Consider the following 26747-nt stretch of genomic DNA (forward strand, 5'->3'; position numbering starts at 1 on the left):
TCCGGAAGCACATGAACTGCTTCTCGCTTCGATTCCGCTGTCATGCGCAAGCGATTGACGACGCTTGTCTATTCAGCCCATTTGATCCAGCTGGACCTGTCGCGTCTCTCGCCTTGCGCGGTCGCTGCGGGCGAGGTAGAGCTCGGCGAGGATCAGGTTCGGCACCCAGGCCAGGAAGGAGATGATCGGGTAGCTGACATCGAAGGGGATGGTGAGCGCCCCGGCAATTGCGAGATAGACGCGCAGGTTGACGGCCGCAAAGGTGAGGGCCCAGGAGCGGATCATCCAGCGGCGGTGGTCGGGGAAGCGGCGCTCGCGAGCCCGCTGCCAGCCATAGCCGATCGTGAGCGCCCAGATCACCGACAGGCTGCCGAAGCCGGCGGTGGCGACCGGACCCATCGTGGTGCCAAGCGCGAGGACCAGCCCGGTGACGGCGCCGATCAGGCAGGCGACGGCGTAGACGCGGCCGGTCCACCGGTGTACCGCGGGCCGCGTTCGCAGCAGCCGCCCGACGAACTGGAAAGACCCGATCAACAGGGCCGTGGCGGCGGCAGCCGCGTGGAGGGGGAGCCAGGGCATGGCAAAGGCGTTGGCGACAATCTTCGGCGGCATGGGGCCGACGCCGATGACGTAGCGGTAGGAGGCGGCTGCGACCGCTACGCTGGCGAAGGTAGCGATAAGCCAAGTGACATTCCCAAGCGCCGGTACGCGTTGCATGACTGCATTCATGGGTCGATCTCCACATGTTGCTGCCAGAAAACTCGCTCCCTACCGAAGCCGGCGCCAGCCGGATTTCGCCAATGGTGCCATGGCTTCGCGAGCGGTGCGGGATCGGGTAGGCTCGCATCTCGACTTCCGTCCTTCCCTGGGGCAAGAAACGGCAATGCGGCACGTCTCGGAGCTTGGCCTCTTCATCCTGATCGGCGCGGTTCTCGCGGTCCTTGGGCCCTATGGCACGGTGGAGGATCCAGTCCTTCCGCGAGCGCTCTTCTGGCTGGGAACGATTACGGCCGGCGGTGTGGTCGGGATCCTGTTCGACATGGTCGTGCAGCGAAGGCTGAAGGAGCCCTGGCTGCGCATGGCGGTCGTCTCGGTGGTAATGACGCCGGTGGTGACGCTGATCGTGCTGCAGGCGATGAACCTGCTGCTCGGCCATGACCATGACGTCATGTCGCCCTTCACGCGGCAGCTGCTCTGGCAGGTCCTCATCGTCTGCCTCGTCGTCATGGGATTGCGGACGCTCGTGCAGCGAAAGCCGGAGCCGGTGGTCCAAACGCGCACCGTGATTGCGCCGCCGTTGCCGGAGGCGGAGGCGAGGCTGCGCGGCCGGCTTTCCGCCCGGCGGCGGACGGCGCGGCTGATCGCGCTGGAAGCCGACGATCATTACGTGCGGGTCCATACCGATGCTGGCATCGAGCTCCTCACCCTGCGTTTCTCCGATGCGGTGGAGGAGCTCTGTAGCGCGCATGGCTATCGCGTCCACCGGTCCTGGTGGGTGGCGGCCGATGCCATCCGTTCGGCCCGCTGGCGGCGGGGAAGCGGAGAGCTGGAGCTGGAGGACGGGTCACTGGTTCCGATCAGCCGCAGCGGCGCGCCCTTGCTGCGCGCTGCGGGCTGGCTCTGAGGCCAGGCGACGGCCGCGGGGGAGGTCCTTCCCGCGGCCATCATCCGGTCCGCCGCCGTGGTCAGAGGCGGGCTTCGAGGATCAGGTTGAACGGCGTCTGCATCGCCCGGCGGAAGCGGGTGAAACCCGCCTTGCGGAAGATGTCCTTCAACCTTGCCTCGCCGGCCTGGGCGCCAAGGACGGTGTGGCCTCCATCCGAGATCGCATGGGCGCAGCAGATGGTCGTCGAGGCCGCATAGTAGAGCCGCCCGACAGGCGAGATATTGTCCTCGACCCGGTCGTTGGCGAAGGGCTCGACCAGCATCACCGTCCCATCCTTGGCCAGGGCCTTGGCCGCATGCGTGGCGGCTGCCACCGGATTGCCCATGTCGTGCAGGCAATCGAAGAAGCAGATGAGGTCATAGCCGGTTCCCGGGTAGTTCTCTGCCCGTGCCGTGGAGAAGGTTGCGCGGTCGGAGACGCCAGCCTCCTTCGCAACCTTGTGGGCCTCAAGCACTGACTTGTCGTGCGTATCGAAGCCGTGGAACCTGGACTTGGGGAAGGCTTCCGCCATCAGCACGGTCGAATGGCCGTGGCCACAGCCGACATCGGCGACCCGTGCCCCTGCCTTCAGCTTCGCCACCACCCCGTCGAGCGCCGGCAGCCATTCCGGCACGAGGCTGGCGCGGTAGGCGTTGCGGTAGAAGGACGCGACCCCGCAGAAGAGCCGGCCGTCATGGTCACCCCAGGGAATGCCGGCGCCGGTGCGGAAGGCCTCCACCGCCTTTTCCTCGTCGGCCCACATCGAGGCCGGAGTCGCCCAGGCATTCGGGATGAACACCGGGCTGTCCTCGTTCGCCAGCACGAAGGCCTGTTCCGGCGTCAGTTCATAAGTGCCGCTGACGGCGTGGTAGGTCACATAGCCGCCCGCGACCTGCGAGTTCAGCCACTCGCGGACATAGCGTTCGGCGCAGCCGGCGCGGCTGGCAATCTCGCGCGAGGTGAGCGGCCCGCGGTCGGCCATCGCCTTGTAGAGGCCGAGCCGGTGGCCGAGGCTGACCATGACACCGCCATAGCCGGCGGAAAGGTCGCTGACGACGCGGCCGACCAACGTGTCGAGCTTGGCGCTGTCGATTGCCCTGGTTTGCAAGGTATCCATTATGTTTCTCCTGGTTAAAGACCTCCGTTCGAGGTGAGGGGACCATCGCAGGCCGAGAGGTCGTCCGGCAGAGCGGTGCCGGCCAGAACCGGGCCATTTGCGCCATCGGATGATGAAGCGCTTCATCTACGCCATGGTGCCCGATGCGCTTCGGGCATAAGATGGTCGTCGGGGACGGATGATGGACAAGTCAGTCGGAGAAAAGAACGGCGGGCCGCAGCCGCTTCATGTCAGCCTCCTGGCGTTGCCTGAGGCGGCGGTCTCGACGCTGAGCGGCATCTTCGACGTCATGAACGCCTTCTCCATCGTGCCTGCCGGCGTGGGCATCCCGAAGACGCCACCGTTCCACGTCGAGATCGTCGGCGAGCGGGCCGGTCCGCTGACGCTTGCGAGTCACGTGCCGATGATGGTGCAACGGCCAATCTCAGACATCGAGCGCACCGATATCCTTATCGTACCGTCGGTGGTGCTCTCGGCAGATGGCTGGGCCAAGGGTCGCTATCCCGAGCTGGTCGACTGGTGCCGCAGGATGCACGCTAAAGGCGCGCTGATCTGCTCTGCCTGTTCGGGGATTTTCCTGCTTGCCGAAACCGGAATCTTCGATGGCGCCGACGCGACCGTCCATTTCGGCTATGCCGACACCTTCCGCCGCGCCTATCCGCAGGTGCCGATCCATCCGGAACAGGTGCTGGTGGTCGCCGGCCAGAGAGACGAGCTCATCACCTCTGGCGCGTCGATGACGTGGCACGATCTCGTGCTCTACCTGATCGCCCGCCATGCGGGGGCGACGGCGGCGCAGACGGTGGCGCGCTACTTCGCGCTGCAATGGCATCAGGACGGGCTTTCTCCCTACATGGTGTTCGAGGGCAGGCGCGACCACGGCGACCAGGCGATCCAGACGGCGCAGGACTGGCTGGCGGGCCATTTCTCCGTCGCCAATCCGCTGGAGGAGATGGTGAGGAAGGCGGGGCTGACGGAGCGGACCTTCAAGCGACGCTTCAGCCAGGCGACCGGCATGAGCCCGATCGCCTATGTCCAGCGCCTGCGGATCGAGGAGGCCAAGCGCCGGCTGGAACGGACCGAGGCGTCGGTCGACGAGATCAGCTGGCAGGTCGGCTACGAGGAGCCGGCCTTCTTCCGCCGGCTGTTCAAGCGGGTGACGGGGCTTTCGCCCGGCGTCTACCGGCGCCGGTTCCAGGTGCCGGATTTTGCCAAGCGGGGAGCGGGGCCACGCTGAGCCGCGAGCCATTCAGTCCATCGAACGGATCGTTCAACGGAATAGCATTTGCCGATCGCGCCACAGCTCTCTATCTCCGGGAAAACCTTCGGATTGGATGATGCGCCATGGAACTCGGACTCTATACCTTTGCCGACGTCGACCCCAACGCCGCCGACAAGGGTGCGGCGGGAGCGCAGCGGCTGAAGAACCTGCTCGAGGAGATCGAACTGGCCGACCAGGTGGGGCTCGATGTCTTCGGGCTCGGCGAGCATCACCGGCCTGACTACGTGGTTTCCTCGCCGGCGACGGTGCTGGCGGCAGCGGCGGTGAAGACGAAGAATATCCGGCTGACGAGTGCGGTTTCGGTTCTTTCCTCCGACGAGCCGGTGCGGATATTCCAGCAGTTTTCCACCCTCGACCTTCTCTCCAACGGCCGGGCGGAGATCATGGCGGGGCGCGGCTCCTTCATCGAATCCTTCCCGCTGTTCGGCTACGATCTCGGCGATTACGACCAGCTGTTCGCCGAAAAGCTCGACCTGTTGATGGCGATCCGCGACCAGGAAGTGGTCACCTGGACCGAAGGGCAGTTGCGGCCGCCGATCAATGGCCGTGGCGTTTACCCGCGGCCGCTGCAGGAGAAGCTGCCGTTGTGGATTGCCGTTGGCGGTACGCCGCAATCGGTGGCGCGAGCGGGCGCGCTCGGCCTGCCCGTGGCGCTCGCCATCATCGGTGGCGAGTATCCGCGCTTTGCGCCGCTCTTCCACCTCTATCGCGAGGCGGCGCGGCGGGCCGGTAACGACCCCGCGACGCTGAAGACCAGCATCAACGTGCACGGCTTCATCGCCGACACGACCGAGCTTGCGGCCGACCAGTTCTACGGACCGCAGGCGGCGGTGATGGACCGCATCGGCCGCGAGCGCGGCTGGGGGCCGACCAATCGTGCGCATTACGATGCTGCGCGCGGACCCATCGGCAACCTCTTCGTCGGTGATCCGGAACTGGTGGCGGAGAAGATCGTCGCGGCCCACAAGGTGTTCGGAAACGACCGGTTTCTGATCCAGATGGCGATCGGGCTGATGCCGCACGACCAGATCATGCGCGGGATCGAGCTCTACGGCACGAAAGTCGCGCCGCTGGTCAGAAAGGCATTGACCGGCTCGGCGGATGGCGGCAAACCCGCCGCCAAAACCGGATGATGGAATGATCGTTAGAACGGAAGACGAGCTCGCCAAGCTCAAGGATGTCGGGCGCCTCTGCGCCATCTCGATCGAGACGATGGCGAAGGCGCTTGAGCCGGGCATCACCACCGCCGAGCTCGATGCGATCGGGCGCAAGGTGCTGGAAGATAACGGCGCCCAGTCCGCGCCGGAATTCTGCTACAAGTTTCCCGGCGCCACCTGCATCAGCGTCAACGAGGAAGTCGCCCATGGTATTCCCGGTGCGCGGGTGATCCAGGCGGGCGACCTCGTGAATATCGACGTGTCTGCCGTCAAGGACGGCTTCTTCGGCGATGCCGGCGCGTCCTACGCAGTGCCTCCGGTGACGCGGCAGGTCGAAAAGCTCTGCCGTGACGGGCGCCGGGCGCTCTGGACCGGGCTGCAGCAGGTGAAGACCGGCCGGCCGCTTGCCGGGATCGGCAATGCCATCGGCGCCTTCGCCAAGAAGAACCGCTATACGCTGATCCAGAACCTTTCCAGCCACGGCATCGGCCTGACGCTGCACGACGAGCCCAAGGAGGTACCGACCTGGCCTGACCCGACGGAGACGCGGGTCATCGAGGAGGGGCTAGTCTTCACGGTCGAGCCCTTCCTGTCGCTCGGTGCCGACTGGGCCGAGGATGGCGACAACGGCGATCCCTGGACGCTCTACAGCGAACCGCGGGCTCCAACGGTACAGTACGAGCACACCATTGTCGCCACGAAGAACGGGCCGATCATCCTGACGCTGCCGGATTGAGCGAAGAATGCGGGTCCCGGCGAAGGGTTCAGTCATTGAACCGACTTCGCCAGGGGTGTCCCGCACTGCTGCGGGGCGGGTGGTCCGGGGCGGCTTCATGCCGTCCCGTCGCTGGCGACATCATGTCGCTGATCCGAATCGATTCGACTTCCTGACTTTAAGTCACAACCGCCGCTGAGGTTCAGACGCCGCAGTGGCGGTCCGCGGTCGCGGTTAACGGGCCCCTAAGGCGGGCCCCACTTCCTCTGCCATCTCGTGCATGCCGTGCCGAAGTGAGGCAGACGTGGCGCGCTTCTGAGCCTTTGGCGTTCGGGGGGTTGTGGAAAACCGTCCACGCGGGAACGGCAGACCAGCAAAAGGCCACGGAAGCGGAGTTCCGCGGCCTTATTGTGCTCGTGTACTTGAGCCGGATCAGGAGGACGCCATCCAGTGGACCTGGCTCAGGTCCTTGTCGAGATAGACCTGGAGCGCGATCTCCGAACCGCCCGTTTCGGGCAGCGTGGTTGCGTAGGCACCAAAGCCCTGGTCCAGCAGTGCCGCCAGAAGTCCGGCCGAGGCGGACGGAAGATAGCCAAGCTGGCTGCCGTCGCCACGCAGAACCGCGATGCTGGCTGGGTCATAGGCCCGCTCCGGGCGCCGCTCCAGCTGCAGGATTTCGTTCGGCTCAGGCGCTTGCGCCTGAGGGAACTGGTCCCGGTTGGCGACATAGGAACGCAGCAATCCGACCCCGCCCGTCGGTCCGGATGCCGCCGCGGCGGCACCCGTTGCGAAGGGAAGCGCAGCCAGGGCCCCGCCTGCTCCCGCAAGGAAGGAACGCCTTTCCATGACGACCTCCTAGAGCTGTTCTGCCTGGGCGCCGCTGTTGGGCTTGGCCCGGCCGAGGTTCGGCTTTTCGCCCAGCGGCTGCATCGGACGGCTGGAGAAGGAGCCGTTGCCGTCGATCGACTGGCCTTCGGTCCAGCGGCCCTGCACCGGCTCGCTGCCGTCGTTCTGGAAGCCCAGGAAGGCGTAGCTGAATTCCTGGTTCTCCTGCTCCTGCGGGAAGCTGTTGGGGATCGGGAAGACATCCTGCGCGCCGCCGAGTTCCTCGAGAGCTGCCATCCACTGGTTCTGGTGCATGGTATCGCGCGCGATCAGGAAGGACAGCATGTCCTTCATGCCTGGATCATTGGTCATGTTGTAGAGGCGAACCGCCAGGATGCGACCCGTTGACTCCGCCGTCACATTGGCCGTCATGTCGGCGGCGATATTGCCGCTGGCGTAGATATGCGACATGTCGAAGGGCACGCCGTCGGAATCGACCGGCATGGCAGAAAGACCGGCGGACAGCAGGTTCTTCAGGTTGATGCCGCCGAGCACGGCGCCGCCGACCGGGTCATTGGCGACCTCTTCGCGAAGGCTCAGCGGAGCGCCTTCAAGATTGAGGGCCACGGCCGTTGCCAGCATCTCGATATGGCCGAGTTCCTCAGCTGCGGTGTTCATGAGCAGGTCGCGGAACTTCGGGTTGCCGCGGGCCCCGCAGGCCTGGAAGAAATACTGCATCGCCACGCGGATCTCGCCCTCGACGCCGCCGATCGCCTGCTGCAGCGCACGCGCGAACAGCGGATCGGGATTTTCGACACGCACGGGATATTGCAGCTTGCCGTCGGTATAGAACATGACTCTCTCCTTCATGTTGGGGACGGGCGCCGAACAAGACGAATCCGGCAAGGTTCCTGATCGATTTTTTGCGGGCGCGCATTTTTGTGATGCTGGCTGCGACCGCGATCGCGGGTGGCCCGACATGTAGGCCACCTCCTTTGCTCATGAGAGATGGGCTACGGATGCGTTTCAGGGCCCGAAGCGCTCGATTACATCCGCCAGAGAGACGTGGCCGAGGCAGGCATTGCTCGGTGGCGCATCTCGGCCCTCTTCAAGTGCGGTGGCGTAGGCGACTGCTGGATCGGCTTCCAGCCTCCGCCGCAGTGCCGAGAGTCTTGGCCAGCGCTCCCGGTCGGTCACCTCGTGGATATCCAGCCATCTTGCTACTCCGACGAACAGCGCATCTGCCAGCGTCGGCCGGTCACCGACAAGGTAGGGCATCTGCTCGATCATCGCCTCCAGCTTGTCGTGGCGCTCGATGACCGCCTCGCGCCCCGCCCGGCGCAAGGCGGCCTGATAGACCGGATCGGGATCGGCCAACTCCATCGCAGTCCAGAGCGGGGAGAAGGCGCCGGTGAAGCCGGTGTTCACATAGGCCATCAACTGGTGCATGCGATCCGCCTCTTGCGAGAGCGGATCGAAGCTGATGCGCCGCTGCGTATCCCGCGCCTCCAGCCAGGCTGCGATGGCCATTGTCTCGGACAGCGGGTGCCCGATATCGGTGACCAGTACGGGTGTCTCGTGGCGTGCGTTGATGCGAGCGTAGGAGGGGTGCCGCATCTCGCCCAGCATGTCGACCCGGCACAGGCGGTAGGGCCTGCCAAGCCATTCGAAGGCCGCGACAAGGCCGAGCGAGCTTCCGGCAGGGGAGCCATAGAGGAGGATCGGTTCCATTCTTTCGTTCTCCGTGATTTCTGATGATCACGCTGCGCAGCGAACTGGAAGCTAGCCGAATCGCGACTTAAGTAAATTACGCACATTTCTGTAACCGCGGAGGATCATCATGAAGGACCTCGTCTCCCGCTGCCCCATCGAGGAGGTCATGCAGGTCCTGAGTGGCCGTTGGCCGACGCTGCTGATCTACTACCTGAAGGACGAGACCAAGCGGTTCAGCGACCTTCGCCGGGATAATCCGACTGTCTCGCATCGCATGCTGGCGCTCGAACTCCGCAAACTGGAGAATGCCGGTATCGTGCGGCGGACCAGTTACGCGGGCTATCCGCTCCGGGTGGAATATGATCTGACGCCTGCCGGGCGGCAGCTTGTGCCGCTGGTCGACGCAATCGGCGACTGGTGGGAGGACCTGCATCCCTTGAGTGGTGAGGTTGCCGAGGCCCGGCCCGTCGCGTGAGTCAACCTGGCGAGTAGGGGTGATCGATCATCTCCCACGGCGAGATGCATGAGGATTTGTGGTTTGTCGTACCGGCGCGAGGGTGCGATAAGCCGTTCATGGCAGCACGCTTTCCTGGCGAACACGCTTCTCCCTTCCTGATCGGCCTTGCCGGCGGTGCCGCCATGGCCGCGGCGATGGGTTTCGGTCGCTTCGTCTATACGCCGATCCTGCCAGGCATGATGGAAGGGGCCTCGCTCTCCGCCGCCGATGCCGGGCTGATCGCGGGTGCAAACTTCGCCGGCTATCTCCTGGGTGCCGTTCTTGCCGGGTTCGGATGGGCAGCGGGGCGGGAGAGGGCGGTGGCAGTGCTCGGCCTCGTGGCGACGGTCGTCCTGCTCGCGGCCATGGCCGTGGTCGACGGCCTTGCCGCCTTCACGGTCATCCGCTTTCTCGCCGGACTGGCGAGTGCACTCGCCATGGTCTTCACGTCGTCCATCGTGCTGGCACAGTCGGCACGCGGCGAGTCGGTGCAGATCCTGCATTTCGGCGGCGTCGGCCTTGGCATCGCGCTTTCGTCGGCGCTGGTCTTCGTCTTCAACCTGATTGCCGGAGACGGCGCCCATGGCTGGCGGAGCGAGTGGATCGGCAGTGCGGTTGCCGCTGGTATCCTCGTGATGCTTGCCATGCGGTTCCTGCCGCGCCCGACCGGCGGGCAGGCGACGGTGCGCGAGCCGCAACTTCTCTGGGACCGGCCGCTTCTGCTGGTCACCGCGTCCTACGGACTGTTCGGCTTCGGCTACGTGATCACCGCCACCTTCCTGGTGACCATGGCGCGCGCGGCTGATGCCGGCACCTCTATCGAGTTCCTGGCGTGGCTGGGGACAGGTCTTGCGGCCGCCCTGTCGCTCGTTGTCTGGCGCGGGCTCGTGCGGCGGTTCGGCCTGGTCGCCACCTATGCCGCCTGCATTGGCGTCGAGGCGGTCGGGGTTCTCGCTTCGGTGCTGCTGCCACCGGCGGCCGGCGCGCTTGTCGGTGGCATATTCCTGGGCCTTACCTTCATGGCGGTGACGGCTTACGGCCTGCAACTAGGACGTCGGTTGGCGGCGGACAGCCCACGGCGGGCGCTTGCATCGATGACGGCGGCCTTCGGGACAGGTCAGATCATCGGGCCGCTGGTGGCGGGTTGGCTGGCCGAGGCGAGCGGCTCCTTCACCTGGCCGACGGTGCTGGCGGCATCCGTGCTGGCGGTTTCCGCGGCGCTGGTTGCTCCGCTTCTCGCGCCCGGTCCTACAATCCGCTGAGGGTATTGCCGTCGTCTGGACGGTGCCGCTGATTACAATTGGGTAAGGGAGCGGCGACGGCATTGCTGGTCACACAGTTCTGCCCTAGTTTGCGGCCACCTAGCAGAGGCCCTGACGGGCGAAATCCAGCCAAGCGAGCCTGCCCCACGTGTTCAAGTCATTCTTCCCGCAGCCGAAGCTGTTCTTCACGTCCACCGCCATTTGGTCCATTCTCGCCATCGTGTTCTGGTACACGATGGGCGAAGACCTCGGCGCCGCCTTCGGCATGCCGCCGGTTCCCGTCAACGACGCGCCGGAGGTCGGCATATCTACCTTCTGGTCGCCGGCGTTCCTGTGGTTCTACATCTACTTCGCCCTGGTCACGCTGGTCTTTGCGGCGTTCTGGTTCTGGTACCAGCCGCATCGCTGGCAGATGTGGTCGGTGCTCGGCTCTGCGCTCATCCTCTTCACGACCTATTTCCAGGTGCAGGTGAGCGTTGCGATCAACAACTGGTACGGGCCGTTCTGGGATCTCGTGCAGCAGGCGGTATCGCAGTCGGCGCCGGTGACGGCCGAGCAGTTCTACGGGCAGATCGCCATCTTCCTCGGGATCGCCATGGTGGCGGTGGCGGTGGCGGTCATGACGCGCTTCTTCGTCAGCCATTACATCTTCCGCTGGCGCACGGCGATGAACGAATACTACATGTCGCAGTGGCCGAAGCTGCGCCATATCGAGGGTGCCTCCCAGCGTGTCCAGGAAGATACGATGCGCTTCTCCTCGACCGTGGAAGGGCTCGGCGTCAGCTTCATCGATTCCATCATGACGCTGATTGCGTTCACGCCGGTGCTGATGCGCCTGTCGCAGAACATCACCGAACTGCCGCTGGTCGGCGAGATTCCTTACCCGCTGGTGACGGCCGCCATCCTCTGGTCGCTGTTCGGCACAGTGTTCCTGGCGCTGGTGGGCATCAAGCTGCCGGGGCTCGAATTCCGCAACCAGCGTGTCGAGGCCGCCTACCGCAAGGAGCTCGTCTATGGCGAGGACCATGCGGATCGCGCCGAGCCGATGACGGTGGCGGAGCTGTTCGACAACGTGCGCCGCAACTACTTCACGCTCTACTTCCACTATCTCTATTTCAACATCGCACGGATCTTCTACCTGCAGATCAACAATATCTTCTCGCTGCTGATCCTGGCGCCGTCGATCATCGCGGGGAAGATCTCGCTCGGTGCGCTGAACCAGATCTCTGGCGCCTTCGGCCAGGTGACGTCGTCCTTCCAGTACCTGGTTTCCTCCTGGCCGACGATCGTCGAGCTGCTATCCATCTACAAGCGCCTGCGCGCCTTCGAAGCCGCGATCGACAACCAGCCTCTGCCGGAGATCGACCAGCATTACCTGGAGCGGGAAGCAAGAGGCGGCGAATTGGAAGCCGACCGCCCGACCTGACGGCAGCATGCTTGGCCGCGCCGGAGCGATCCGGGCGGTCGGGTGGGGAGAGGGCAGGCGGTGGCATAAGGGGTTGGTGTTTCAGGCGTTCCGCCTGCCCCGGCTGCATATTCTGTCGGAAATCGTACCTGCACTTCCGGCAGTCCTCACAGCCGTCACCGGCGCCGAGCCTTGAACCCACGTGGGCAGCCGGTTCGCGACCCGGCATCCCCTTCCGATGACGCCGCCATTGTCGCAGCATCGGCGGGCGGGGGGATGAACAGGGAGGATGGCGGTCGCTATGTCGTTGAAGATGCAGGACTGAGGCTCCGCGACGGACGGAAAACGTCCCCGCACCGAACCTGTCTAAGCCGGCTCCGGGTCGATAGCACTGACGACCCGGGCAACGATTTCCGCCATCGTCGCCTCGTCCAGTGTTTCGATGTATTGCGCCGTCCGCTGCTGTATCCGAGCCTGGATGTCGAAGCTTCGCACCTGGTTACAGACGGCGACACCGGTGGTGTCGTGGCCCGTCACCGGAACAGCGAGACCGACGTCGCGCGAGAAGGCTCCGCCTGTCGTTATCGGGACCATCATCGAGACGCCCAGCGCATTGATCTCGCGCGGGGTGATGACAACATAGCGATGCCTGTTCTTCATCTCGCGCCCGGCGACGGGATTGGGATCGATCCAGTAAACGTCGCCGCGCTTCGGCACGTTGCTGCGGATCATCAACCGATCTCACGACCGACGGGATCGCCGTCCAGCGGTGTCGTTTCCGCAAGTTTGGCCATCTCGTCGGATCCTTTCAGCAGTTCGCCGAGCGTGTACCGTTTCCTTGCCGCCTGGACCGGGCGGGCGACGAGGGCTCCGTCGGTCACGACCAGGGACAACCGATCGCCGACTTGCGTCTGCATCAACTGCAGGAGCGCCGGCGGGATGGTGACGACTGCGGCCCCGCCCTGTCGCCTGATCTTCGTGGTGATGGTCATTGTGTCGCTCCGGGTATGCTACATATGTAGCACATTTGGAGCCCATATCCAGTCAGCTGCTACAGGCCTGAGACATCTTGGCCCTCGCGACCCTCCATCTCCTTTATCGCCTCGCGATAGGTGACGCAGCCGACGTCCGGTTGGCCGCAGACCTCGGTGACGAGGCGCTCCATGGCCCGCCAGTAGGCGCCGCCGTTCATTTCGACGAAATGGAGGCCGATCTGCAGAGGGATGCGGTCGCCTTCATATTGCCGGTCGAAGGCAGCGCGGAAGGCGGCATAGGCACGCTCCTCGAATTCGGCCGAGCGGCTCGGGTTCTCGACGCCGGCCGAGTGGCGGATGAAGAGATTATAATCCATGGCGATGATCGGGCGGCTCTTCGGTCCTTCCGGAATAAGGGGAAGACCAAACGCAAGCACGCCCTTCCGCTCCTTCGGCATCAGCGGCCCCTTGGTCACCGTGCTGGCGTCATAGACGAAGCCTTCGGCGCGCGCGGCCTCGAACAGGCTGTCGGGGGCGGAGAGATAGGGCGCGCGAAAACCGTCGATGCCGGCCACGAAGCCGTTCCAGCCCTCCGGTTCCTCCGCCGCCGCGTCATTCGCCGCCCAGGCGCCCGAGAGGATGGCGCGAAAGCTCTGCATCTCGTTCTTCCAGTCGGATACCGACCAGTCCGCGCCATCGAAATGGCCGCAGGTGTGGCTGGCGATCTCATGGCCTTCCCGGTGAGCCTGCCAGACATGGGAAAGCCGGGTGCGGGCTTCCTCGCGCGTTTGCGCAAAGCCGATATTCGAGCGTCCTGCCTTGTGATGAGGGCCCTTATAGGCGGTAGCGTCCTCGCGGGCGATGACCAGCGAGCAGGAGAGGAAATAGGTGAAGCGGATATCTGTCTTGCGGGCGAAGTCGCGGCTGCGCTGCCAGAGCCCATTGTCGCCTCCGCCGTCGAAGGAGACAAGCAGGAGCTGGCGCGGCCGATTCGCCTCTTCCGCGATCGAAAGGGTGGAAAGGCCGAGGAAGAGGGCGAGGGAGAGGGAAAATCGATAAAGCATGGGCACCACGGATACAAAGGCAGGCTGCCTTGTGTGGCGCGAATGCGGCGAAGCTTTGGAGAGGCTGGCAGGTCGCGGCGTTTCCGGGTAATTCGAGAGCAGGGATTCACATCAACGGGGACGTCCGCATGCTCCTGCTCGTCATCAGCCTCATCCTGTTCCTCGGCATCCACCTCACGCGCGTGATCGCGCCCGGCTGGCGGGCCTCGGTCATTGCCGCCAAGGGTGAGCGGGCATGGAAGCTCGGCTATACGCTCGCCAGCATCGCGACGCTCGTCCTGGTCGTCTATGCCTTTGGGCAGGCGCGGCAGGTGACGGGGATCCTCTACACGCCACCGGTGTGGATCGCGCATCTGTCATCGCTGCTGATGCTCGTCGCGATGATCTGTCTGGTCGCGAGCCTGATGCCGCCCGGCCACATAGCGACCAAGACGAAGCACCCGATGGTGTTGTCGGTGAAGATCTGGGCCTTGGCGCATCTGCTCGCCAATGGCGAAACCTTCTCCGTCATCCTGTTTGCAGCCTTCCTGGCCTGGGGTGTGGTGCTGAGGATTGCCCTGAAGCGGCGCGAACGGAACGGCGAACTGGTGCGTAAGCCCTTCGTGTCGGCGCGCTATGACGCCGCTGCCGTGGTGATCGGCACCGTGGTCTACCTGCTGTTCATCTGGCGGCTGCATGTCTGGCTGATCGGCGTCCAGCCGCTGCCGATCTGAGAATCGCTGCTTCACCCCTTACATCATGCGGAAAATGCGCTAGAAGGCGCCTTTCCGCATGATCGATGATGATGGGCCCTGCGGGGCCGGAGACTTTGATGGCGCAAGACAACGACAGCTTTATCCGCGAGGTGAACGAGGAACTGCGTTCCGACCAGTTCAAGAACGCCTGGAGCCGCTACGGCAAGATCGCCATCGGCGTCGCCGTCGTCATCGTGGTCGCCACGGCGGGCCATCGCGGCTACGAATACTGGCAGGAACACAATGCATCTCAGTCGGGCGACCGCTTCCTGGCGGCGTTAAACCTTGCTTCCGAAGGCAAGCATGACGAGGCGCTGGCGGCCTTCCAGGCGCTCGAGCAGGATGGCACCGGCGATTATCCCGTGCTGGCGCAGATGCGGGCGGCGGCCGTTCTGGCGGAAAAGGGCGACACGGCAGGCGCAGTCACGGCGTTCCGGGCCGTTTCCGCCCGCAGTTCGGCACCGGACGCCATGCGCGACGTGGCGAAGCTCAGGGCTGCCTGGCTGCTGATCGACACCGGCACCTATGAAGAAGTCTCGGCCGAGGCGGAGGTGCTGACCGGGGGCAATCACGCGCTCCGCAATTCCGCGCGCGAGGCGTTGGGGCTTTCCGCCTACAAGGCCGAGGACATGGCGCGTGCGAAGGAGTGGTTCCAGGCGATCGCCGACGACGCGACCGCGCCACGCAATGTCGCAAGCCGCGCGCAGATCATGCTCGACAACATCGCCGCATCCGGCAAGGCGCCCTAAGTCCCGCAAAGGGAAGGGCTGAAGGAATAGACGCATGAGCTTCACCGTCGCGATCGTCGGACGTCCGAATGTCGGCAAGTCCACGCTGTTCAACCGGCTGGTCGGCAAGAAGCTCGCGCTGGTCGACGACACGCCGGGTGTGACGCGCGACCGCCGTCCGGGCGACGCCAAGCTCGTCGACCTGCGCTTCACCATCATCGATACGGCAGGGCTTGAAGAGACAGGGCCGGACACGCTGGAAGGCCGTATGCGGGCACAGACCGAGATGGCGATCCAGGAAGCCGACCTGACGCTCTTCGTCGTCGACGCCAAGATGGGCCTGACGCCGCTCGACAAGACCTTCGGCGAACTCTTGCGCCGCAGCGGCAAGCCGGTGGTGCTGGTCGCCAACAAGTCCGAGGCGCGCGGCTCCGACGGCGGCTTCTACGACGCCTTCACGCTGGGGCTCGGCGAGCCCGTGCCGATCTCGGCCGAACACGGGCAAGGCATGATCGACTTGCGTGACGCGATCGTCGAGGCAATCGGCGAGGAGCGCGCCTTCGGCGATGACGAAGAGGACGAGGCCGTCACGGACGTCGCCGTTCGGGCTTCCGAGGTGGAAGGCGACGAGGACGAGGAGATCGAGCCGGCCTATGACGAGACGAAGCCGCTGCGCGTGGCGATCGTCGGGCGGCCGAACGCCGGCAAGTCGACGCTGATCAACCGATTCCTCGGCGAGGAACGGCTGCTGACGGGGCCCGAGGCGGGCATTACCCGCGATTCCATCTCGGTGGAATGGGACTGGCGCGGCCGCACGATCAAGATGTTCGATACCGCCGGCATGCGGCGCAAGGCACGCGTGCAGGAGAAGCTGGAAAAGCTCTCAGTCGCCGATGCGCTGCGGGCGATCCGCTTTGCCGAAACGGTGGTGATTGTGTTCGACGCGACCATCCCCTTCGAGAAGCAGGACCTGCAGATCGTCGACCTCGTGCTGCGCGAAGGCCGCGCCGCCGTGCTCGCCTTCAACAAATGGGATCTCGTCGAGCATCCGCAGGAAGTGCTGGCGGACCTGCGCGAGAAGACTGAGCGGCTCCTGCCGCAGGCGCGCGGCATCCGCGCCGTGCCGATCTCCGGGCAGACCGGCTACGGGCTCGACAAGCTGATGCAGAACATCATCGACACCGACAAGGTGTGGAACAAGCGCATATCGACGTCCAAGCTCAACCGCTGGCTGGAAGGGGTGCAGGTGCAGCATCCGCCACCGGCGGTTTCCGGGCGCCGGCTGAAGCTCAAATACATGACCCAGGTGAAGGCGCGACCGCCGGCCTTCATGATTTCCTGCACGCGCCCGGATGCGGTGCCGGAACACTATCTGCGCTACCTGACCAACGGCTTGCGCGCCGATTTCCAGATGCCGGGCGTGCCGATCCGCATCCATCTCAAGGCTTCTGAAAATCCTTTCGAATCAAGGAAGAAGCGACGCTAGCGCAGAGGCAGGTTCAGGCACCGGAGGCGCCAATGCGGCGGGGGGAACCTGCCATCGCCGCGCGTCGTACGTTGTCCAGGAACTGGCGCGTCGCGGCTTCCCATGTGAACCTCCGTGCCAGCGCCCGAGCGTCTTCCCTCGAGCACTCCAGCGCAGCAATGCAGGCTTCGCGCAGATCCTCCCGCAGCACGCCGGCCCGGCTTTCTGGTTCGATGATGTCGATCGGACCGGTGACCGGATAGGCGGCGACGGGAACCCCGGAGGCCAGCGCCTCGAGGATGGTGTTGCCGAACGTGTCGGTGCGCGAGGGAAAGACGAAGACATCCGCCTGCGCATAGGCTTCTGCGAGCTCCGTTCCCGTCTTGATGCCGGTGAAGAGGACGTCCGGATAGCGCTGCTGCAAGTCTGCCCGCGCAGGCCCATCACCCACGACGACCTTGGAGCCCGGCAGGTCGAGGTCGAGGAAGGCCGGCAGGTTCTTCTCCGGAGCGATGCGTCCGACGGTCAGGAAGATCGGCCGTGGCAGACCGAAGGGCAGGTGAGCCATCGGGCGCGGATAGAACACACCCTGGTCTATGCCGCGGCTCCACCGCCTGAGATTGCGAAGCCCCAGTTTCGAAAGCTCGCGCTCCAGGCTGGCTGTCGCCACCATGCAGCCGTTGCCGGCATTGTGGAACCAGCGCACGAAGGCCTGCACGCAGCGGATCGGCACGGGGAAGCGGGCCGCCACATATTCCGGAAACCGCGTGTGGTAGCTCGTCGAGAACGGGACCCTGTTCTTCAGGCACCAGCGTCGTGCGAGCAGGCCGAGCGGGCCCTCCGTCGCGATATGGACCGCATCGGGCGTGGAGGCCTCGATGGCGCGCGCGACCTGCCAATAGGTGGCCACCGACAGGCGGATCTCCGGATAGGTGGGGCAGGGGATGCTGTGGAAGGTCTCCGGCGTAACCATGGTGACCTCCAGACCCATCCGCTCGAGGTGGCAGCAGGTGTTCTGGAGAGAGCGGACGACACCGTTTACCTGCGGATACCAGGCATCGGAGACGATGGTGATCTTCTTCACGACGGCAGCCTCGCTCTGCGGGCGTCGACTCAATAAGTCAGCGACGCCGATGCGGGCATGCTAAAGGCGGGATTGTTACAGGCGGATGTCAGCCGGGGTTCAACTCGGCAGCAGCGCCGGATTGATCAGCGCGCCGTGGTGGCCAATGACCACGGAGGCGACGGCAGCACCATAGGCGGCGGCATCTTGCGGGGAAGCACCGCATATGAGGCGGGAGAGAAAGCCGCCGTTGAAGCTGTCGCCGGCGCTCGTCGTGTCGACCACCTGAGGAGCTGCGACGGCAGGCACGTATGCCCGGTCGCTGCCGAAGCTCAGCGTCGCGCCGTGTTCGCCGTTCTTGACGACGACGCCTTCCACGCCCAGGCCGTGGTAGCGGGCGATGGTTTCCTCCACCGAGGAATCGCCGAAATGGGTGGTTTCGTCGTCGAAGCTCGGCAGGACGAGCGTCGCGGCGCGGGCGCCGTCGCTGATCGTCTTCAGCATCGTGTCCTTGTCGGACCAGAGCCGCGGGCGGATATTGGGGTCGAAGGCGACGCGCTTGCCGGCCGCCTTGGCGCGGCGCAGTTCCGCCAGAAGGGTGTCGTTCGCTTCCGGCGTCAGGATGCCGATCGTGATGCCGGAGAAATAGACGATATCGGCAGCCTCGATGCACTTGCGCAGGTGATCGGCATCATCGGCAAGCCGGCGGGCGGCGGCGGTGTCGCGCCAGTAACTGAAGGTGCGCTCCCCGTTCTTCAGGGTGATGAGGTAGAGGCCCGGCGTCTTGCCGGGGATGCGGCGGATCGCGTGGGTGCCGATGCCCGCTTCCTTCATGAAGGTCAGCATTTCCGAGGACATCGGGTCGTCGCCGAGGGCGGTGAAGTAGTCGACCGTCCACTCCGCCGGCAGGCAGGCGCGGGCATACCAGGCAGTGTTGAACGTGTCGCCGGCAAATCCTCGGCGCAGCAGGCCTTCGCCCGCCTGCGACAGCTCGACCATGCATTCCCCAATGGATAACAGACGTCCCGCCACGCGCGCTCCCCCCTCAACAGTGTGGGGTCTGGCAATATTCTGAACTTCTGGCCAAGGCAAGCTGGCGGCGCGGCATCAGGGTACGCTCGGAATGGGTTTGTCTTTTCGTGCCATGGCTCTAGGTTGCCATCGCGACACGAGACAGGAGGTCGGAATGGCAATGGACAGAAGCAGGGTGGAAGACGCAGACTGGTGGCGCGGCGCCGTGATCTACCAAGTCTATCCGCGCTCCTTCCAGGACACCAACGGCGACGGGATCGGCGACCTGAAGGGCATCACCCAGAGGCTGCCCCATATCGCCTCGCTCGGCGTCGATGCGATCTGGCTGTCGCCCTTCTTCACCTCCCCAATGGCGGACATGGGCTATGACGTCTCGAACTATTGCGACGTCGACCCGATGTTCGGCACGCTGGCCGACTTCGACGAGATGATGGCGGAGGCGCATCGCCTCGGGCTCAAGGTGATCATCGACCAGGTGATCAGCCACACCTCCGACAAGCATCCGTGGTTCGTGGAGAGCCGCGCCAGCCGCACCAACGGCAAGGCCGACTGGTATGTCTGGGCCGATCCCAAGCCGGATGGTACGGCGCCCAACAACTGGCTGTCGATCTTCGGCGGTCCGGGCTGGGAATGGGACGGCGTGCGCAAGCAATATTACATGCACAACTTCCTGACCTCGCAGCCGGACCTCAACTTCCACAATCCGCAGGTGCAGCAGGCGGTGCTGGATGCCGTCCGCTTCTGGCTCGACCGCGGCGTCGACGGCTTCCGTCTCGACACGGTGAACTATTACTTTCACGACAAGCATCTGCGCGACAACCCGCCGATCATCTACGATGCGGAAACGGCGGGGCTGGAATCGGACACCAATCCCTATTCGATGCAGAACCACCTGCACGACAAGAGCCAGCCGGAGAACATCGACTTCCTGAAGCGGCTGAGGGCGCTGATGGACAGCTATCCCAACCGTACGACGGTGGGGGAGGTGGGTGACGGACCGCGCTCGCTGACGACGCTGGCGATCTACACGAGCGGCAACGACAAGCTGCACATGTGCTATACCTTCGACCTGCTGGGGCCGGCGTTCTCCGCCCGCTTCATCCGCCGCGTCGTCTCGACCTTCCAGGATACGGTGGTGAACGGCTGGGTGTGCTGGGCCTTCTCCAACCATGACGTGGTGCGTCACGTGACGCGGTTTGCCCAGACGCCGGCGGAGCGCGAGCAGGTGGCGAAGCTCTCGATCAGCGTGCTGGCCGCACTGCGCGGCTCGATCTGCCTCTACCAGGGCGAGGAACTGGGGCTGACGGAGGCGGAGCTTGCTTTCGAGGACCTGACCGACCCCTATGGCATCCGCTTCTGGCCGGCCTTCAAGGGGCGCGACGGCTGCCGCACACCCATGCCCTGGGAGGTGCAGAAGCACCATGCGGGCTTCACCGAGGCCGGCCGTTCCTGGCTGCCGGTACCGCCGGAGCACGCGGCTGCGTCCGTGGACGTGCAGGAGTTGGATCAGGATTCCGTGCTTCAGCATTACCGGCAGACGCTGGCGTTCCGAAAGGCGCATCCACCGCTCCTCGATGGCGAGATGACCTTCGTCGACACGCACAACCTCGACCTTCTCGCCTTCATCCGTGAAAAGGACGGCGAGCGGCTGCTTTTCGTCTTCAACCTGACCCGCGAAGCGCAGGATTTCCCCCTGCCGGCGCCGATGCGCAACTGCCTGCCGATCCCCATGCCGGGATTTGCGCCGGAGGTGGACGGCGGAGTGGTCAAGCTTTCCGCGCTGGATGCCTTCTGCGGGAGGATCTAAGAGGGCTGAAGTGTTGAAAAGATACCGCCGCAAGTGCCGGCCGATTCGATGAGCAGCGCTTCCGATCCAGGCGGGAAGGCTTGATCGATGATCAATGCCCTCGCTTCCATCTCGTTTTTCGCCTTCTTCGGATCGGCGATCATCGCCCCATTCCTCCCGTTGGTTCTTCTGTGGAGGACGGTTGCGTTTTCAGCTCTGATGTTCCTCGCCTACCAGTTGGTGAAGCAGCCGCTCCATTGGTCGGACGGGCGGTTTGCGGATGCTCTGGGTCTGGTTCTTGCCGTTCTCGTCGTAGGGGTCGCCACGATTCTCCTGACGATTCGGCTTGTTGTGGCTGCCTACCGCGATAAGCTCAGGAAAGAGTTTCTGATCGGGAGGGGCATGCGGGGGATAGACCGGCTTCTGCTAGTTTTAGCCGGTGCCGTCGGGGGGCTCCTGCTGACCATCCAGCTTGCCTATTTCCTTGGTTTGACAGGGGGCGGAGTCTTCTTGGACCTCGGGATAGCGATCGCGGCCTTGGCTGCTGGCATGTGGATGGCGTTTCGCGCACGGAAGCCTCGCTTCATCCCACTTGCGGTAGCCTTCTTCGTCTTGGCTATGATTTCGCTTGCTGGCGCCGGTCAAACCTCTCGAATTCTTGCTGGCGCCGAAGTCCTTGCCGACGGTTCCCCGTGGTGCATCTATGGCCCAAATCCGCGAGACCAGGAAATCACGATTGCAAAGTTGGGCTTCTTCTCCCTCCGCAAGGGCGGGGTTCTTCCTCATCTCGGTCTGTTGATCCAGAATGGAAGCTCCATCAAGCGTGCCCATTGGTCGATCCGCAAACAGCGTTTCATGGAAGGCGTCTTCCTGCACGATCGATCATGCGAGGCTAGAATAGATTTCGCGAAGGGCCTTAAGTGGTAGCGGGCAGAGCGACCGGAGACTGCGTATTGACGAGAGTTTAAGCGCCACGCATGCGTATCTCAATTCACACGCTTGGAACGCGCGGTGATGTCCAGCCGTATCTCGCCCTGGCACTTGGGCTCCAGGCGCGTGGCGACGAGGCGCTGATTGTGGCGCCGGCGCAATTCGAGCACATGGCGAGTGCACGAGGTCTCGCATTCGCGCCGCTGCCGGCGGAGTTCCTGGCGATCCTCGAGTCGCCCGAGGCAAAGGCGATGATCGGCCGCTCCGGGGCTGGCTTCGGCGCCGGCTTCAAGCTGCTCAAGCATTACCGTCACCTGGCGCGGAGCCTGCTCGATGCGGAATGGGCGGCGGCCCGGGAGTTTGCCCCGGATGCCATCATTCATCATCCCAAGGCTCTGGGAGCACCTCACATTGCGGGTAAGCTCGGCGTCCCGCTTTTCCTGGCCTCGCCGCTGCCGGGGTTCACGCCGACCTCGCAGTTCCCGACACCGATGCTGCCGTTTGCCTCGCTTGGGCCGCTCAACCGGGCAAGCCATGCCCTGATGATCCATGGCAGCAAGATGCTTTTCCCAGGCACTGTTCGTGCGTGGCGTCGCGAGGTGCTGGGGCTGGATTCAAGGAGCAAGCCTCCCGAGCTGTTGGGAACGCTCTACGCCTACAGCCCTCATGTTGTGCCGAAGCCGCGGGACTGGGGGGCGGAGGTGGCGGTGACCGGCTACTGGTTTCTCGACAGCCCGGATTGGCGGCCTGACCCGGATCTAGCAGCGTTCCTCGCGGTAGGCGAGCCGCCCATCTATGTCGGCTTCGGGAGCATGCCTGGCACGGATCCCACACGATTGACCGAGCTGGTGGTCGATGGCCTACGCCGCGCCGGCAAGCGCGGGCTGCTCGCGACAGCGGGCGGCGCGCTGGGCAATGCTCACGCTCGCAATGACGTGCATGTCATTGCCAGCGCACCCCATGACAGGCTGCTTCCACACGTCCAAGCGACGTTCCACCATGGCGGGGCTGGGACGACGGGTGCCGCGCTTCGTGCCGGCAAGCCGACTGCACTCTGCCCCTTCATTGGTGACCAGCCGTTCTGGGCGCGTCGGGTTGCCGAGCTGGGGGTGGGCCCGGAGGCGCTCGACAAGCGGAAGATGACGGCGGAAGACCTTGCCACGGCTTTTCGGGCGATGGATGACCCGGAGATGCGACGCCGCGCCGCCGATCTCGGCACCGCGATCCGGGAGGAAGAAGGCGTCGCCGTTGCGGTTCACTTCGTGGAGCAGAGGCTGGCGGGCTTCGGTTGAAAAGGCGCCGCTGGCGGCCGGCTTTTGACCCGGTCTAACTCATCCCGCCGGCGGCATGCGGGGAATTCGGTCAATGCCGGATCAACGTGATCCCATCATTGGGCGGCATTTGCCTCGGCCAACCGCTCCAGTTCCAGCCTCAGCCGCCCTCGTTTTCCAGTATGGCAAGTCGTCGCGCCGTCGCACTGTCAAATTTCAGTCGAGCACCAACCCTTGCTCTCTAGGACAAGCCCTGCGGCCTCCGGGCGGAGGCATCTGCCTTCAGCAGCTGCTGGTTTAGTAGATCAAGCATATCATCGACTTAATCATCGACACCCGAGATACAAGATCAACGAAGTGCGACCCTTTGTAGCCTGATGGCTTCTTATCTCGGTCGGTGGCCGTGTTGGTCTCGCGCGGCGTCACAATCTTCCGGTCCGTTCCTGCGAACGGTGGCAAGGAACCCGCGTTACGGGTCGATTGCGATTAGCTCGTCGCCGGTCATGCGGTAGATTGTACGGCCTTGTGTCAATGGGAGTATGCTTGCAGCCAAGAGGGCGGCGCCGATGTCCCGCTGCCCGGCAGACCAGCGGTGGTCGATCGAGCCCCTCGAGAACTCGAAGAACTTTCCGCCGATCTCCTGTCCGTCGCTCGAATAGGAGACATGGAGGATCGCCGTCTTGCCGCTGGCAGGAGACGGGGCGCTGTCCTGAAGCCGGCGCAGCGCGTGCCGGCTCTGGCTCGCAAAGACGAGGTCCTGAGTACGGCCGATGGCCTCGTCCATGAACTGCGGGACCTTGCCCGTGGCGGGGACCAGATCGATCGCCAGGCACAGCACGTCGTCTTTAACTTCCTCCCTAAACAGCGGCGCGATCGGCAGGTTTGCCGAGACGCCGGGATCGACATAGACCCTCCCCTCGATCCTCACCGGCGGAAAGGCGATCGGGAAGGCCGTGCTTGCCATGATGTGCTCCACCGTAATGCCGCCGGCATGACTGTCGAAGGTCACGTCCTCTCCGGTCTCGATGTCCACTGCCGTGACCAACAGCCGGACGGGTCCCGCATTCAGTCGGCCGAAATCGATAAGTTCCGTGAGTGTCCGGCGCAGCGGCGAGGTGTCGAAGAGGAATGGTGGCGACGGGACGCCGGGAAGGAGCGCCGACAACCCCGCGAGCGTGGGGTGGAACAGCCCGGGGCGGCCGCCCGCGAGGGTTCGCGACAGCGACAGCCATTTCTCCTGCGAGTGCGGAAGCGCGGAGGCCATGAAAGGGAGAAGGCCATCCTGCGCGGACGCCCTTTCCCAAAACCGGCGCAGGCGGTCCAGACGATCTTCCGGAGCATTGCCGGCAATCAGGGCGGCGACGACAGCGCCGACGGACGCGCCCGCGACGCGGGAAGGGCCGATACCTGCCGCCTCAAGCGCCTGATAGGCGCCGGCATGATAGGCCCCTAGCGCATTGCCGCCGGACAGGCACAGCCAGATGTCCCGCTCTTGTTCGCTCATGAATGCACGCAAGCTCCCTGTGTGGCCGTATTGGCCAAGGATGGATCATGCGTAAAGGCGGGATCGCTAGGGAAGTTCCTTCGGGAGTTGCTGACCGGCCCCTTCATTCCTACCAAACTTATGTCATGGCACCTTACCCTGCCGGCGGCATGCGCGGGAAGCTGGCGGCGGTGGGGTCGACATGGTCCCATGCCTGGGCCGCTTCGGTCCAGGTGACCAGTGTCGGCTTGTAGTGCTCCGGCTGATCCAGGCTTGCGGGGCGGAGGATGAAGATATCGGGCGTGGACGGGAAGGTCATGAAGACGGGAGAGCCACAGGTCGGGCAGAAGGCCGGGCGCTTGAGGGTGCCTCCGTCACCGGTCATCTCCCAGGCAGAGGTGGCGCCATGGATTTCCACCTCCGCCGCCACGAAGACCATGTGCGACTGGTGGCCGGTTCCGCTCTCGCGCTGGCACTGCCGGCACTGACAATCGACCATGGCAACCGGTTCGCCCGATACATTGTAACGGACAGCACCGCAGGCGCAGCCGCCGGTGTAGGGGATGTTCATGGCATTTTCTCCTCACGTGTTCCGGCTTCCGGCGGGGCTACCCCCGCGCGGAAGCCGGAGCGGATCTCAGGCTGGGATGCGTTGCTCGTATTCCTGCCTGAGGCGGTTCCAGCCCGCCCAGAAGGATTCCGGCGTCGTATCGCTGAGGCGGGCGGTCAGGACATCGAGATGCAGGTGCCAGCCAGCGCCGACCATGACCATGTTCGAGCGATCGGAAATGCGGCGGTGTGTGATGGTCAGAAGGATCTCCTTGCCTGCCGGCTGAAGCTCGAAAGAGACTTCTCCACCCGGTGGCCAGGAAAAGGCCAGACGATGGGGCGGATCGAAGGCAATGATCTCGCTCCGCATCGTGTGTTCGGCGCCGAAGCCATCCGGCCTCTCATCAGAGCTGTCGCTCAGCTCGTCGTTCCGCCAAGTGAGGTCGAAGGGTCGGCCCACCTCCTGGGGCATGATCCCCGAGGCGAGCCACTGTCTGCGCAGGTCGCTGTCCGTCAGATAGGCCCAGATCCGTTCGGCGGGACCGGGGAGCTTTCGCTGGATTGTCAGGGTCATGGGGCCGGTAACCTTGCCATAACCGTTCATGGGGCTCATGTCGTTCATTGATGTTCTCCCGTTTCTGTCTCTTCCGTGGAGGGGGCCGCTGATGTCGGCGGGGCCGGGGCCTTCGACGCATCGGCATCCTGCGTGCGCAGGAGACCCTCAAGGATGTCGAGCCTGTCGGTCCAGAACCGTTCGTAGAAGGCAAGCCATTCATGGGCAGTGGCGAGCGGCCCGGGCTCAAGCCTGCAGATATGCGTCCGGCCGTTGATCTCCCGGCGGATCAGGCCGGCACCTTCCAGCACCTTGATGTGCTTGGAGGCCGCTGCAAGCGACATCTCGTGTGGTTCCGCCAACTGGCCAACGGTTCGCGCTCCCGATGAAAGTTCGCGAAGCATCCTGCGGCGCGTGGCGTCGCTCAGGGCGTGGAATACGGAATCGATCCGCGTATCTAATAATTCAACCATGTGGTTGAATATGCGCGTTGCAAGAGTGACTGTCAACCGTCTGGTTGAATTTTGTCTCTACAGATAGCCTGGAGGTCAGGCCTCGGCGAACCGCTCCGGCTCCTGCCTCAACCGCGCGACGTCCTGGATGGGAGGGGCGCCGAAGAGGCGGCGGTATTCGCGGCTGAACTGCGAGGGGCTGTCATAGCCGACGCGCTGGGCCGCCGTGGCGGCATCGACCGCGCTCGTCAGGATCAGGCGGCGGGCCTCCTGCAGGCGAAGCTGCTTCTGGTACTGCAGCGGGCTCATGGCCGTGACGTCGCGGAAATGCTGGTGCAGCGAGGAAGGGCTCATGCGGGCTTCCGCCGCGACCTGCTCGATGGAGAAGGGGGCGGCGTAGTTCTGGCGGATCCAGGTGATCGCCCGGGTCACCTGCTGCAGGCGGCTGTCCGGCATCAGCATGCGGCGCACCTTGTGGGCCTGCGGCCCGCGCAGGAGGCGGTACATCAGTTCCCGTTCGGCCAGCGGAGCGAGGTAGGCGATATCCTCGGGGCTCGCCAGAAGACGCAGGAGCCGCAGCGCGGAGTCGAGGAATTGCGGCGAGCTATCGGCAAGGCAGACGCCCTTGCTGCAGCCGCCCGCCGGCTCCCCCGTCGCGGGGGTAATCTCCATGAACATCTCGCCGAGCGCCGGCAGATCGAGATCGAGACGCATGCAGAGATATGGCTTTTCCGGGGTCGCCTCGATGATCTGGCCGGTCACGGGCAGGTCAACGGAGACGACGAGATGCTTTGCGGGGCCGTAGACATAGATTTCGTCCGCCAGCATCACCTGCTTGGAACCCTGCACGACGATGCAGAGCGCCGGATGCTGCAGTGTCTGGCACGGCTCCGTCTGCCGGGAGAAGCGAATGAGGGAGAGGCGCGGGATGCTCGTCTCGAGCACGCCATCGTCGCTGGTGTTTTGTGCAATGATAGCGGAAAGCTCGTCCAGCTGCGGCATATGGGTCGGCGTAGGGAGCATGGAAATCTCCGGATTTGGGGCGC

General features: G+C 64.6%; 29 protein-coding genes. 12 read left to right on the top strand and 17 right to left on the bottom strand.

Annotation, left to right across the window (positions count from 1 at the left end):
• Positions 1-72: 72 nt before the first annotated feature.
• Positions 73-729 carry a DUF2306 domain-containing protein gene (locus ACEPP2_RS03820; RefSeq protein WP_395515837.1) on the bottom strand — a complete coding sequence of 219 codons (657 nt, stop codon included), beginning with the start codon at positions 727-729 and terminating at the stop codon, positions 73-75.
• On the opposite strand from ACEPP2_RS03820, the gene ACEPP2_RS03825 reads away from it, so the two are divergent.
• Positions 728-1624: a LytTR family DNA-binding domain-containing protein gene (locus tag ACEPP2_RS03825; protein WP_395515838.1), complete on the top strand. Its 897-nt coding sequence runs from the start codon at positions 728-730 to the stop codon at positions 1622-1624. The genes ACEPP2_RS03820 and ACEPP2_RS03825 overlap by 2 nt on opposite strands.
• 61 nt (positions 1625-1685) lie before the next feature.
• On the opposite strand, the gene ACEPP2_RS03830 is transcribed toward ACEPP2_RS03825, so the two are convergent.
• Positions 1686-2762: a class I SAM-dependent methyltransferase gene (locus ACEPP2_RS03830; protein WP_395515839.1), complete on the bottom strand. Its 1077-nt coding sequence runs from the start codon at positions 2760-2762 to the stop codon at positions 1686-1688.
• 181 nt (positions 2763-2943) lie between these two features.
• Here ACEPP2_RS03830 and ACEPP2_RS03835 point away from each other — a divergent pair, with 181 nt between their 5' ends.
• The 3 genes from ACEPP2_RS03835 to map all read left to right on the top strand — a co-directional run bounded on the left by ACEPP2_RS03835 (position 2944) and on the right by map (position 5937).
• Complete coding sequence (locus ACEPP2_RS03835) at positions 2944-3999, top strand: GlxA family transcriptional regulator (protein WP_395515840.1); 1056 nt, start codon at positions 2944-2946, stop codon at positions 3997-3999.
• 107 nt (positions 4000-4106) lie between these two features.
• Complete coding sequence (locus tag ACEPP2_RS03840; protein WP_281976712.1) at positions 4107-5177, top strand: LLM class flavin-dependent oxidoreductase; 1071 nt, start codon at positions 4107-4109, stop codon at positions 5175-5177.
• 4 nt (positions 5178-5181) lie between these two features.
• Positions 5182-5937, top strand: coding sequence for a type I methionyl aminopeptidase (gene map / locus ACEPP2_RS03845; RefSeq protein WP_077546812.1), 756 nt, complete (start codon positions 5182-5184; stop codon positions 5935-5937).
• Between the two features lie 411 nt (positions 5938-6348).
• Here map and ACEPP2_RS03850 read toward each other — a convergent pair whose 3' ends face one another.
• From ACEPP2_RS03850 to ACEPP2_RS03860, 3 genes are all read right to left on the bottom strand, one after another.
• Positions 6349-6762, bottom strand: a complete 414-nt coding sequence (locus ACEPP2_RS03850) for an HIRAN domain-containing protein (protein WP_142588124.1) — start codon at positions 6760-6762, stop codon at positions 6349-6351.
• Between the two features lie 9 nt (positions 6763-6771).
• A complete protein-coding gene (locus ACEPP2_RS03855) occupies positions 6772-7596 on the bottom strand; it encodes a manganese catalase family protein (RefSeq protein ID WP_142588123.1) in 825 nt (274 codons plus the stop codon).
• Positions 7597-7767: 171 nt separating this feature from the next.
• Positions 7768-8472 carry a glutathione S-transferase family protein gene (locus ACEPP2_RS03860; RefSeq protein WP_395515841.1) on the bottom strand — a complete coding sequence of 235 codons (705 nt, stop codon included), beginning with the start codon at positions 8470-8472 and terminating at the stop codon, positions 7768-7770.
• A 109-nt stretch (positions 8473-8581) separates the two neighbouring features.
• On the opposite strand from ACEPP2_RS03860, the gene ACEPP2_RS03865 reads away from it, so the two are divergent.
• From ACEPP2_RS03865 to sbmA, 3 genes are all read left to right on the top strand, one after another.
• The gene (locus ACEPP2_RS03865) at positions 8582-8929 is read left to right on the top strand and encodes a winged helix-turn-helix transcriptional regulator (RefSeq protein ID WP_142588121.1); all 348 of its coding nucleotides are present in this window, start codon (positions 8582-8584) and stop codon (positions 8927-8929) included.
• Positions 8930-9027: 98 nt separating this feature from the next.
• On the top strand, positions 9028-10212 hold the full coding sequence (locus ACEPP2_RS03870; RefSeq protein ID WP_395515842.1) for a YbfB/YjiJ family MFS transporter: 1185 nt from the start codon (positions 9028-9030) through the stop codon (positions 10210-10212).
• Between the two features lie 148 nt (positions 10213-10360).
• Positions 10361-11638, top strand: a complete 1278-nt coding sequence (gene sbmA, locus ACEPP2_RS03875; RefSeq protein ID WP_142588120.1) for a peptide antibiotic transporter SbmA — start codon at positions 10361-10363, stop codon at positions 11636-11638.
• Between the two features lie 345 nt (positions 11639-11983).
• Here sbmA and ACEPP2_RS03880 read toward each other — a convergent pair whose 3' ends face one another.
• The 3 genes from ACEPP2_RS03880 to ACEPP2_RS03890 are packed head-to-tail and all read right to left on the bottom strand — an operon-like array spanning position 11984 to position 13655.
• On the bottom strand, positions 11984-12349 hold the full coding sequence (locus tag ACEPP2_RS03880; protein WP_395515843.1) for a type II toxin-antitoxin system toxin MazF: 366 nt from the start codon (positions 12347-12349) through the stop codon (positions 11984-11986).
• Complete coding sequence (locus ACEPP2_RS03885) at positions 12349-12609, bottom strand: type II toxin-antitoxin system antitoxin MazE (RefSeq protein WP_395515844.1); 261 nt, start codon at positions 12607-12609, stop codon at positions 12349-12351. Before ACEPP2_RS03885 ends, ACEPP2_RS03880 begins: the two co-directional genes overlap by 1 nt.
• Before the next feature lie 59 nt (positions 12610-12668).
• Entirely contained in the window at positions 12669-13655 is a 987-nt protein-coding gene (locus tag ACEPP2_RS03890) for a polysaccharide deacetylase family protein (protein WP_395515845.1), read from the bottom strand.
• A 128-nt stretch (positions 13656-13783) separates the two neighbouring features.
• Between ACEPP2_RS03890 and ACEPP2_RS03895 the strand changes: the two genes are divergently transcribed.
• The 3 genes from ACEPP2_RS03895 to der all read left to right on the top strand — a co-directional run bounded on the left by ACEPP2_RS03895 (position 13784) and on the right by der (position 16603).
• Positions 13784-14368: an NnrU family protein gene (locus ACEPP2_RS03895; protein ID WP_395515846.1), complete on the top strand. Its 585-nt coding sequence runs from the start codon at positions 13784-13786 to the stop codon at positions 14366-14368.
• A gap of 98 nt (positions 14369-14466) precedes the next feature.
• Entirely contained in the window at positions 14467-15138 is a 672-nt protein-coding gene (locus ACEPP2_RS03900; RefSeq protein ID WP_395515847.1) for a tetratricopeptide repeat protein, read from the top strand.
• Positions 15139-15172: 34 nt separating this feature from the next.
• Positions 15173-16603: a ribosome biogenesis GTPase Der gene (der, locus tag ACEPP2_RS03905; RefSeq protein WP_395515848.1), complete on the top strand. Its 1431-nt coding sequence runs from the start codon at positions 15173-15175 to the stop codon at positions 16601-16603.
• 13 nt (positions 16604-16616) lie between these two features.
• Here the strand turns inward: der and ACEPP2_RS03910 are convergent, their stop codons facing one another.
• The gene (locus tag ACEPP2_RS03910) at positions 16617-17666 is read right to left on the bottom strand and encodes a glycosyltransferase family 4 protein (protein ID WP_142588114.1); all 1050 of its coding nucleotides are present in this window, start codon (positions 17664-17666) and stop codon (positions 16617-16619) included.
• A 99-nt stretch (positions 17667-17765) separates the two neighbouring features.
• Positions 17766-18677, bottom strand: coding sequence for a sugar kinase (locus tag ACEPP2_RS03915; RefSeq protein ID WP_395515849.1), 912 nt, complete (start codon positions 18675-18677; stop codon positions 17766-17768).
• 160 nt (positions 18678-18837) lie between these two features.
• Between ACEPP2_RS03915 and bglA the strand changes: the two genes are divergently transcribed.
• Positions 18838-20484, top strand: a complete 1647-nt coding sequence (gene bglA / locus ACEPP2_RS03920) for a beta-galactosidase BglA (protein WP_395516162.1) — start codon at positions 18838-18840, stop codon at positions 20482-20484.
• Here bglA and ACEPP2_RS03925 read toward each other — a convergent pair.
• Positions 20481-20627 carry a hypothetical protein gene (locus tag ACEPP2_RS03925; RefSeq protein ID WP_395515850.1) on the bottom strand — a complete coding sequence of 49 codons (147 nt, stop codon included), beginning with the start codon at positions 20625-20627 and terminating at the stop codon, positions 20481-20483. The two genes, bglA and ACEPP2_RS03925, sit on opposite strands and share 4 nt — an antisense overlap.
• A 268-nt stretch (positions 20628-20895) precedes the next feature.
• Positions 20896-21339 carry a hypothetical protein gene (locus ACEPP2_RS03930; protein WP_395515851.1) on the bottom strand — a complete coding sequence of 148 codons (444 nt, stop codon included), beginning with the start codon at positions 21337-21339 and terminating at the stop codon, positions 20896-20898.
• 101 nt (positions 21340-21440) lie between these two features.
• Here ACEPP2_RS03930 and ACEPP2_RS03935 point away from each other — a divergent pair, with 101 nt between their 5' ends.
• Complete coding sequence (locus ACEPP2_RS03935; protein ID WP_395515852.1) at positions 21441-22685, top strand: glycosyltransferase; 1245 nt, start codon at positions 21441-21443, stop codon at positions 22683-22685.
• Between the two features lie 448 nt (positions 22686-23133).
• On the opposite strand, the gene ACEPP2_RS03940 is transcribed toward ACEPP2_RS03935, so the two are convergent.
• The 5 genes from ACEPP2_RS03940 to ACEPP2_RS03960 form a co-directional block, all read right to left on the bottom strand.
• On the bottom strand, positions 23134-24168 hold the full coding sequence (locus ACEPP2_RS03940; protein ID WP_395515853.1) for a patatin-like phospholipase family protein: 1035 nt from the start codon (positions 24166-24168) through the stop codon (positions 23134-23136).
• A 133-nt stretch (positions 24169-24301) separates the two neighbouring features.
• A complete protein-coding gene (locus ACEPP2_RS03945) occupies positions 24302-24718 on the bottom strand; it encodes a GFA family protein (protein ID WP_395515854.1) in 417 nt (138 codons plus the stop codon).
• Between the two features lie 66 nt (positions 24719-24784).
• Complete coding sequence (locus tag ACEPP2_RS03950) at positions 24785-25318, bottom strand: SRPBCC family protein (RefSeq protein ID WP_077546798.1); 534 nt, start codon at positions 25316-25318, stop codon at positions 24785-24787.
• Complete coding sequence (locus ACEPP2_RS03955) at positions 25315-25722, bottom strand: ArsR/SmtB family transcription factor (RefSeq protein WP_077546797.1); 408 nt, start codon at positions 25720-25722, stop codon at positions 25315-25317. The genes ACEPP2_RS03950 and ACEPP2_RS03955 overlap by 4 nt, the downstream gene beginning before the upstream one ends.
• A 75-nt stretch (positions 25723-25797) precedes the next feature.
• Positions 25798-26724: an AraC family transcriptional regulator gene (locus ACEPP2_RS03960; protein WP_395515855.1), complete on the bottom strand. Its 927-nt coding sequence runs from the start codon at positions 26722-26724 to the stop codon at positions 25798-25800.
• Between the last annotated feature and the right edge of the window lie 23 nt (positions 26725-26747).

The sequence above is a fragment of the Pseudorhizobium flavum genome, from assembly GCF_044142885.1.
Lineage (GTDB): Bacteria > Pseudomonadota > Alphaproteobacteria > Rhizobiales > Rhizobiaceae > Neorhizobium > Neorhizobium flavum.

Excerpts from the sequence above, each read along its gene's own strand:
- ACEPP2_RS03870 (WP_395515842.1), top strand. The coding sequence starts at position 9,028 with ATGGCAGCACGCTTTCCTGGCGAACACGCTTCTCCCTTCCTGATCGGC.
- ACEPP2_RS03885 (WP_395515844.1), bottom strand. The coding sequence starts at position 12,609 with ATGACCATCACCACGAAGATCAGGCGACAGGGCGGGGCCGCAGTCGTC.
- ACEPP2_RS03900 (WP_395515847.1), top strand. The coding sequence starts at position 14,467 with ATGGCGCAAGACAACGACAGCTTTATCCGCGAGGTGAACGAGGAACTG.
- ACEPP2_RS03825 (WP_395515838.1), top strand. The coding sequence starts at position 728 with ATGGGTCGATCTCCACATGTTGCTGCCAGAAAACTCGCTCCCTACCGA.
- ACEPP2_RS03935 (WP_395515852.1), top strand. The coding sequence starts at position 21,441 with ATGCGTATCTCAATTCACACGCTTGGAACGCGCGGTGATGTCCAGCCG.
- ACEPP2_RS03955 (WP_077546797.1), bottom strand. The coding sequence starts at position 25,722 with ATGGTTGAATTATTAGATACGCGGATCGATTCCGTATTCCACGCCCTG.
- ACEPP2_RS03860 (WP_395515841.1), bottom strand. The coding sequence starts at position 8,472 with ATGGAACCGATCCTCCTCTATGGCTCCCCTGCCGGAAGCTCGCTCGGC.
- ACEPP2_RS03895 (WP_395515846.1), top strand. The coding sequence starts at position 13,784 with ATGCTCCTGCTCGTCATCAGCCTCATCCTGTTCCTCGGCATCCACCTC.
- ACEPP2_RS03940 (WP_395515853.1), bottom strand. The coding sequence starts at position 24,168 with ATGAGCGAACAAGAGCGGGACATCTGGCTGTGCCTGTCCGGCGGCAAT.
- ACEPP2_RS03830 (WP_395515839.1), bottom strand. The coding sequence starts at position 2,762 with ATGGATACCTTGCAAACCAGGGCAATCGACAGCGCCAAGCTCGACACG.
- ACEPP2_RS03840 (WP_281976712.1), top strand. The coding sequence starts at position 4,107 with ATGGAACTCGGACTCTATACCTTTGCCGACGTCGACCCCAACGCCGCC.
- bglA (WP_395516162.1), top strand. The coding sequence starts at position 18,838 with ATGGACAGAAGCAGGGTGGAAGACGCAGACTGGTGGCGCGGCGCCGTG.
- ACEPP2_RS03850 (WP_142588124.1), bottom strand. The coding sequence starts at position 6,762 with ATGGAAAGGCGTTCCTTCCTTGCGGGAGCAGGCGGGGCCCTGGCTGCG.
- ACEPP2_RS03945 (WP_395515854.1), bottom strand. The coding sequence starts at position 24,718 with ATGAACATCCCCTACACCGGCGGCTGCGCCTGCGGTGCTGTCCGTTAC.
- ACEPP2_RS03835 (WP_395515840.1), top strand. The coding sequence starts at position 2,944 with ATGGACAAGTCAGTCGGAGAAAAGAACGGCGGGCCGCAGCCGCTTCAT.
- ACEPP2_RS03865 (WP_142588121.1), top strand. The coding sequence starts at position 8,582 with ATGAAGGACCTCGTCTCCCGCTGCCCCATCGAGGAGGTCATGCAGGTC.
- ACEPP2_RS03950 (WP_077546798.1), bottom strand. The coding sequence starts at position 25,318 with ATGAACGACATGAGCCCCATGAACGGTTATGGCAAGGTTACCGGCCCC.
- ACEPP2_RS03855 (WP_142588123.1), bottom strand. The coding sequence starts at position 7,596 with ATGTTCTATACCGACGGCAAGCTGCAATATCCCGTGCGTGTCGAAAAT.
- map (WP_077546812.1), top strand. The coding sequence starts at position 5,182 with ATGATCGTTAGAACGGAAGACGAGCTCGCCAAGCTCAAGGATGTCGGG.
- der (WP_395515848.1), top strand. The coding sequence starts at position 15,173 with ATGAGCTTCACCGTCGCGATCGTCGGACGTCCGAATGTCGGCAAGTCC.
- ACEPP2_RS03820 (WP_395515837.1), bottom strand. The coding sequence starts at position 729 with ATGAATGCAGTCATGCAACGCGTACCGGCGCTTGGGAATGTCACTTGG.
- ACEPP2_RS03890 (WP_395515845.1), bottom strand. The coding sequence starts at position 13,655 with ATGCTTTATCGATTTTCCCTCTCCCTCGCCCTCTTCCTCGGCCTTTCC.
- ACEPP2_RS03880 (WP_395515843.1), bottom strand. The coding sequence starts at position 12,349 with ATGATCCGCAGCAACGTGCCGAAGCGCGGCGACGTTTACTGGATCGAT.
- ACEPP2_RS03925 (WP_395515850.1), bottom strand. The coding sequence starts at position 20,627 with ATGATCGCCGATCCGAAGAAGGCGAAAAACGAGATGGAAGCGAGGGCA.
- ACEPP2_RS03960 (WP_395515855.1), bottom strand. The coding sequence starts at position 26,724 with ATGCTCCCTACGCCGACCCATATGCCGCAGCTGGACGAGCTTTCCGCT.